This is a genomic window from Rhodococcus sp. C26F (genome assembly GCF_053345925.1).
In genome coordinates, this window is the sequence record NZ_JBKFBA010000023.1 from 15,998 (window position 1) to 22,894 (window position 6,897).

7 protein-coding genes are annotated in these 6,897 nt (G+C 68.5%); 2 read left to right on the plus strand and 5 right to left on the minus strand.

Features of this window, described 5'->3' with window-relative positions; genetic code table 11:
- The 4 genes from ACLBYD_RS20205 to ACLBYD_RS20220 form a co-directional block, all read right to left on the minus strand.
- Positions 1–688 (minus strand): NAD(P)/FAD-dependent oxidoreductase (locus ACLBYD_RS20205; protein WP_447817849.1); only part of this gene is annotated, 688 nt, incomplete at its 3' end.
- Positions 685–1,071: a Rieske (2Fe-2S) protein gene (locus ACLBYD_RS20210; protein ID WP_050993526.1), complete on the minus strand. Its 387-nt coding sequence runs from the start codon at positions 1,069–1,071 to the stop codon at positions 685–687. The genes ACLBYD_RS20205 and ACLBYD_RS20210, both read right to left, overlap by 4 nt.
- A gap of 84 nt (positions 1,072–1,155) precedes the next feature.
- On the minus strand, positions 1,156–1,875 hold the full coding sequence (locus tag ACLBYD_RS20215) for a TenA family transcriptional regulator (RefSeq protein WP_006552489.1): 720 nt from the start codon (positions 1,873–1,875) through the stop codon (positions 1,156–1,158).
- A gap of 41 nt (positions 1,876–1,916) precedes the next feature.
- Positions 1,917–2,366: a GlcG/HbpS family heme-binding protein gene (locus ACLBYD_RS20220; RefSeq protein ID WP_447817850.1), complete on the minus strand. Its 450-nt coding sequence runs from the start codon at positions 2,364–2,366 to the stop codon at positions 1,917–1,919.
- 329 nt (positions 2,367–2,695) lie between these two features.
- On the opposite strand from ACLBYD_RS20220, the gene ACLBYD_RS20225 reads away from it, so the two are divergent.
- On the plus strand, positions 2,696–4,348 hold the full coding sequence (locus ACLBYD_RS20225) for a PucR family transcriptional regulator (protein ID WP_447817851.1): 1,653 nt from the start codon (positions 2,696–2,698) through the stop codon (positions 4,346–4,348).
- On the opposite strand, the gene ACLBYD_RS20230 is transcribed toward ACLBYD_RS20225, so the two are convergent.
- Positions 4,335–5,807, minus strand: coding sequence for an MFS transporter (locus ACLBYD_RS20230; RefSeq protein WP_447817853.1), 1,473 nt, complete (start codon positions 5,805–5,807; stop codon positions 4,335–4,337). The genes ACLBYD_RS20225 and ACLBYD_RS20230 overlap by 14 nt on opposite strands.
- Before the next feature lie 326 nt (positions 5,808–6,133).
- Between ACLBYD_RS20230 and ACLBYD_RS20235 the strand changes: the two genes are divergently transcribed.
- On the plus strand, positions 6,134–6,897 hold a 764-nt coding region (locus ACLBYD_RS20235), incomplete at its 3' end, for a TRAP transporter large permease subunit (RefSeq protein WP_447817855.1).

The following is a 6,897-nucleotide window of genomic DNA, read 5'->3' on the forward strand; positions in this document are numbered from 1 at the left end:
CGACGATCCCGCCGGTGGTGGTCTCGATCCGCACGCCATGATCGGAGGTGGTCACCGAGGCGACGCCCGTGCCGGTGCGCAGGTCGACACCGTTGCGGTGGTGCAGATCGGCGCAGTGCCGGCCGACCTGTTCGCCGAGGATGCCTCCGAGCAGGTGCTCGGCCTGTTCGAGGACCGTCACCGTCACGCCGAGAGATCGTGCGGTCGCGGCGATCTCGAGTCCGATGAAGCCGCCGCCGACGATCGCGAGGCTCGAACCCGGGGTCAGGCGGGCTGCGAGGGCGGTCGCGTCGTCGAGGGTGCGCAGGTAATGGACGAGATCGGGCCGGGGACCGGTGGTGGCGAGGGTGCGGGGGCGTCCGCCCGTGGCGAGGACGATCGCGTCGGCGGCGATCTCGCCGCCGTCGAATTCGACGGTGCGGGTCGCGGTGTCGATGCGCTGAACCGACACACCCGTTCGGATGTCGATGTCGTTGGCGTCGAGCCATTTCCGGGTCAGCAGTGCGAGGGAGTCGACTCCTTCGCGGCCTGCGAGGAATTCCTTCGACAGGGGTGGGCGCTGGTAGGGGGCGTGCTGTTCGTCGCCGAGCAGCACGATGCGTCCGTCGAAGCCGCGGCGGCGCAGGGTGCGTGCGGCGACGGCGGCGACCTGGCCGGCGCCCACTGTGACTACGGTGCGAACGGTCATGCCGTGCACTCCTTTCCGGATGCGGCCGGTGCCGGACGCGGGGTGGGGTCGACGAGGACGGTCTCGTCGCGCACGAGGACGGGATAGACCGGCTGGCAGAGGTCCTGGTCCTCTTCGTATCCGGTCTCGAGATCGAAGCGCCACTGGTGGCCGGGGCAGATGACCCGGCCGTGCAGGAGCGTGCCCTTCACGAGCGAACGGTCCTGGTGGATGCACAGGTCGGCGAAGGCGTAGATGCGGTCGTTCGCATGGAACAGTGCGATCGCGAGGCCGTCGACCTCCACGCGGAGTTTGCGGCGGCGGGTCACCTCTTTCACCGTGGCGACGGCGACCCAGGTCGGGGACTCCGCGGCGGTGTCGGTGCCGGCGGTCCCGCTGCCCATGATTTCGGTGGACATGCTTCTCCTTCGCTCGTGTGCGAGACCGGGAGCGGAAGCCGCGAGCGACTTCCGCTCCCGCGCATCGGATCAGGCGGACGCCAGCTCCAGATCGGGGGCGACGTACGTGTCGTACAGGCCCTTCGTGTACGAGAAACGCATCTCCGCTCCCCAGCGGACGAGCTGCAGGCAGCGCTGCTGCAGCTGCGGGGTGTCGGCGCAGTCGAGGACGATCTGGTAGCCGCGCTCACCGTGCACCACGTCCGAGGTGATGTGCAGGTCGAAGAACTCGATCTCGTCCTCGGTGAAGCCGTACACCTCGCGCAGCGGGACGATCTGCTTCTTGTAGATGCTCGGCACCTGCGATTCGAGGCCCACGACCAGGGCCGCGGTGGCGACGACGAAGTGTTCGCGCTGCGACACCGCGTAGCACCAGGCCTGCAGTCCGCGGGTGACCGCGTTCATGTTGTTCGGATCCTCGACGCGCTCCTTGGTGGTGCCGCACGCCTCGGCGAACTTGATGAGCAGGTCGGTGTGCCGGATGTCGGCCAGCTCCTCCTCGTACATGTTCTGGAGGGTGAAGTCCTTGGCGTCGGTGAAGTGATCGGGGGTGTTGGAGTAGATGTTCGCCAGGTAGTCGGCGAAGGGGCCGACGTAGTGGTAGTGGTTCTCGGCCCACCGGGCGAAGTGATGCTTCTCGAGCTTGCCCTCGGCCCACGCCTTGCTGAACGATGCGTTCTTCGCTTCGCGTCCCTTGATGGCGTCTTCGAGTGCGGCGCGGAATTCGTCGCGTCCGAGCAGTTCGGTCATGATGATGCCTTTCGATGAGGAGGTCGTGCGGGGGGATGCGATCAGGCGTTGATCGCGGAGGTCAGGGCTTCGAATTCGGCGATCATGGCGGCGCCGACCGCCTTGTCCTGCTCGCCGTTGCCGCCGCTGATGCCGACGGCGCCGACGATCTGTCCGTCGTAGACGAGGGGGAAGCCGCCGACGAAGATCGCGAACTTCCCGGGGAGCATGTGGCTGATGCCGAACGCTTCGTTGCCGGGGAGTGCGGGTCCGTTGGGACCCTCGTTGAACAGGTGGGTGGCGCGCTCGTGGCCGGCGGCGGTGAACGCCTTCGCCATGGCGATCTCGACGCCGGTGAGGCGGGCGCCGGGAAGCCGGTGCAGAGCAATGACGTTCGCGCTCTCGTCGCAGACGCAGAGGGTCTGCTTCACGCCGATCTCCTCGGCCTTCGTGCGGCCGGCGGCCAGCAGGGGGAGTGCGTCGTCGAGGGTGATGCGGTGGATTCGATGCATTGGTCTCCACTTTCGAAGTCGGGTCGGAGAGTCGGACGATTCCTGGTCCGCGTCGGGATCCGTGTGCGTCCCGCCGATGCCGCGTCGCTGAAGTGTCGGCGGGTGCCGGAGCGGTGGAGCGGTGTGTCCGGCGTGGCTCATTTCTAACAGGGCCGTGCGCCGATGGGGACGGTCAGGATCACCGTCGTTTTCGGGATTCGGTGTACACAGTGCACATGTGTCTGGGACGCATGACTCTGGTATCTGGTGTAGAAAGTGCACACCGCCACGGTGTCGACGGGTCCACCCCCCTCACGGTCCGCCGATGCTCCCGATGGAAGCAGGTCCCCATGGAATCGAGCCCGCGTCTGACAGTCCGAGGACTGCTCGACGAACCGCTCATGGAGGGCGCCCGGGTCGTGGATCGGGAGGCCGATCTCGACCGGGCGCTCACCTGGGTGCTGCCGTTCGGCGAGGTCGTCGGCCGATTCGACGATCTCACCGGCGTCGCCGTGTACATGCGGCCGGAGGCACTGGCCGACAGCGCGCACGCCCTGTCCGCGCTCGCGGCCCGCGACGCGGCGGCCCTGGTCGTCGACGGCGCGGTGCCCGCCGGAATGTCCTGGCCGGCAGGACTGGTGGTGATCGAACTCGACCTGCCCGTCGGATTCGCGGCACTCAACCGGTTGCTCGCCGAGCGGTCGCTGATGCAGGAAGTGCACGTCATGCGCTATTCCGCGCACGTGCACTCGACGCTCGCCGGTCTGCTGCACCGCGGCGCGGGACTGACCTTGCTCGTCAAGGAGGTCTCGGCGCTCGCGCAGCATCCGGCGATCGCACTCGATGCACGTGGTCAGGCCGTCGCCTTCCACGGCGTGGATGCCGCTCGGGCGGAAGAGATCTCGGAGATACTGCACAAGCAGCTGTCGACGGTGACGGCCGCGGAACGTCACGCCCACCACGACACCCGCGTGCTGGAGGAGGTCGTCGGAGGCACACCCTGGACGTGCACGGCCAGCACCATCCGGCTCGGCAAACGGTTCGAGGGCTGGGTGGTCGTGCTCGCCTCGGGCGCGTCTCCCGGACCGCACGAGCTGGCCCAGCACGCGGTCGTCACCGAACAGGCGACGGCGATCATCGGATCGGAGATGCTGCGGCAACGCAGCGTCGACGAGGCCGAGGAACGGGCCCGCGGCGATTTCGTGCAGGCGCTGGTGCACGGCAGTTTCACCAGCCAGCACGACATGCAGGCGCGCGCCGAGTACCACGACATCGACCTCACCTCGTCGTTCGCGGTCTTCGTCGCGCCCGGTTACGGGGAGAACCCGGCCGGTCCGGGTGGCGACGAATCCGGTGGACTGTTGCGGTTGGCCCGGTACGCGGCTAGCGTCCTGCCCCACCCGTCGGTGCGCTCGTATGTCACGGTGATCGGCGACGTCCTGGTGGTGGTGCGGTCGCTCCGCTACCGCGACCCGCGCGACGTCGAACTCGAGATCGCCGAATACGCCGACGCGGTGTCGCAGGACCTGTCCCGCCGGCGCGTGCGCCCGGTGCCCGTCGCCCACGGCGCTCCGGCCGTCGGCGCGGACCAGATCCGGGAGAGCTACCGGCAGGCCCGCGTGGCGCTCGGCATCGGGCAGCGGCTCGGGATGTCGGGTTCGGTGGCCTACCGCGACCTGCGGGGTTACGGCGTGCTCGAGCTGGTCGCCGAGACCGATCGCAGCCGCAGGTTCGTCGGCGACGTCTTCGGGACGCTCAAGCCCGGCACCGACCTGTACGACACCCTGCTGGCCTATCTCGCGGCCGGCGGGAACGTCAACGCGGCGGCGCGGGAGCTGTCGGTCCACCGCAACACGATGCTGTCGAAGCTGGACCGGATCTCCCGCGCGATGGGGATGGACGTCCGGCTGCCGGAGAACCAGTTCACGGCCTGGCTCGCCGTCCGCCTCGAGCTTCTCGACCGGTTGCGCACCTCGGTCGAAAACGAGATCAACTACCGCTGAGAGCGGTCGACTCGGAGCCGGTCGGTGCGTGATCCTCGGGGTCGGCCCCCAGGAACGACGCGGCGAACCCCGCGCACACGACCAAGGCGCACACCGCGAAGAGCGGTCCCACTGTCCACGAACCGAGCGCGACGGTCACCCACGCGGCCCCGACGGCGGAGCCGCCGAAGCGGATCAGGTTGAACACCCCCAGGCCCGTCCCGCGCTCGCCCGCCGGGGACCGCGTCGAGCCGGCCGCCGCGGGGGTCTGCACGGCGGCGATGCCGGCACCGGTGATCGCCAGGACGGTCGCGACGAGCCACAGCCGCGGTTCGTCCGCCGAGAGGACGACGGCAAGCGCGATCTGACCGACGAGCAGCACCACCAGTCCCGCCCGCAACATGCGCCGTCCGCCGACGCGATCGACGGTGCGGCCGACCACCGGTGCGAGGGCCGCCATGACGGCGGGCAGCGCGAACAGGATCGCCCCGGCCGTGGCCGTCGACGCGCCCGTCGCGTGCAACCGCAGCGGCACCGCCAGTAGAGCGGCGCCCAGGCAGAACATCTGCGCGAAGGCGGCGGCCGCGCTCCGCGCGAACCTGCTCTCGACCAGCAACCGGACGTCGACGAACGGCACGGCCGCGCGCAGGCAGTGCACGACGAAACCGACCAGTACGACGATCGAGACCGCCAGGGCGATCCCCGCGACGGACGTGGGAACACCTGCTTGTCCGAACATGCTCAGTCCCAGCACGACTCCGGCGGAGCCGAGCGTCAGTGCGATCGCACCGGGCACGTCGAGGGTCATCCTGCGTCCGGGGAAGATCGGGATCCAGCGCAACGTTCCGGCGAGCCCGATCAGTGCAATCGGGATCATCGGGACGAATATCCATCGCCAACCCCAATGTCCCGCAACGAAACCGCCGAGGGTGGGGCCGATGGCCTGGCCGAGTCCGTTGACGGTGGCCCACGCGCTCACCGCGCGTGCGCGCCGGTGCGCGCCGAACAGCCATGCGATCAATCCCATGACGGCGGGGGCGAATGCGGCTGCCGCAACTCCACCGAGGGCGCGCCAGGCCACGAGGATCTCGAGGGTCGGCGCCGTCGCCGCTCCGGCAGCACAGATCGCGGTGCCGAGCAGGGCACCGCAGTAGACGCGACGCCGACCGTATCGGTCACCGATGTACCCTGCAAGGGGCATTGTCGCAGCAAAAGTGAGAAGGAAGCCGACGGCCAGGAGTGCGCCGTCTTCGAGGCTTGCGTCGAAGTCGGAAAGCATCTGTGGCAGTGGGACATTGATGATGTTGTTGCTCAATGTCCCGACGAGGGTTCCGGCGAGCAGGGCGGACAGGGCCAGGGGAGTGCCCGTATCCGTCTCGGCTGCCGGCGCTGCCGGTGTATCGGTGCGAGTGGTCATCGAACTCTCCGGAACCTCGGGGAACTGCGCGGCACGGTTCGTACCGTCGAACCACTTTCGCACTGCGCTACCGTCGGATGCATCGCCATAGCGGAGTGAAGGTGCACATCGGATCCGGGTGAGCCGGTGCAGGGTGCACATTCGACGACGTCGTGAGGGCGGCGCGGGGCGCGCGACACATGTTCGTAGCAATATTTCACACCGGAGCGCTTCGTCGTCACGAAATCGCAAAAGTGGAACACAGTGCACAACTGGCGTGGCGGGCACTGTGCACCGTTCTCGTTGACCGAGCACGGGCCGTAGCGGAAAGTTCCCCCAATACATCGAGTTCCCATTCACCGTCCACGAACACAGCCCGACTCGTTCCACCCCCTGTCGAAGGAATCGCCTTGGACGTACAACTCACCGCCGCGCACTGGGTCTACCTGGCCGGCATCCTCGTCATCCTGGCCACCATGGCCCTGCGGAAGAACATCGTCGTTCCTGCAGTCGTCGCAACCTTCCTGACCGCACTGACGTTCTCCGGCAGCATCGTCACGGGACTGTCGGCCATCTTCAACGCGAGTCTCGTCGCGGCGAAGGAACTGTTCAACATCTTCCTCATCATCGCGATGGTCACGGCCATGCTCGGCGCGCTGCGCCAGCTCGGCGCCGACCGGATGATGGTCGCGCCGTTCCGGCGGGTCATGCGTGCGGGCACCAGCAGCTTCCTCGTCCTCGCCGCGGTCACCTACGTGATCTCCCTGTTCTTCTGGCCCACCCCGGCCGTGCCCCTCGTCGGCGCGGTGCTCATCCCCGTCGCGATCCGCGCGGGCATGTCCCCGCTGTCGGTGGGCATGGTCATCGCGATCTGCGGCCAGGGCATGGCGCTGTCCTCGGACTACATCATCAAGGTGGCGCCCGGTATCTCCGCATCGGCGGCCGGCGTCGAGGCCGACGCCGTCGCGGACAAGGCCATGGTCCTGTCCCTGATCGTCGGCGGCACGGCTCTGCTGATCACCTACCTCGTGCAGAAGCGGCACTGGCGTGCGCCGTCCTCCGACCTCCTCGTCGAGTGGGAGGCCGCAGCCGACCGCGGCATCGGCGACACAGCCGACCGCGGCATCGGCGACACCCGTGGCGACGACTCCTCGGGTGGCGGGGGTGGCTCCCG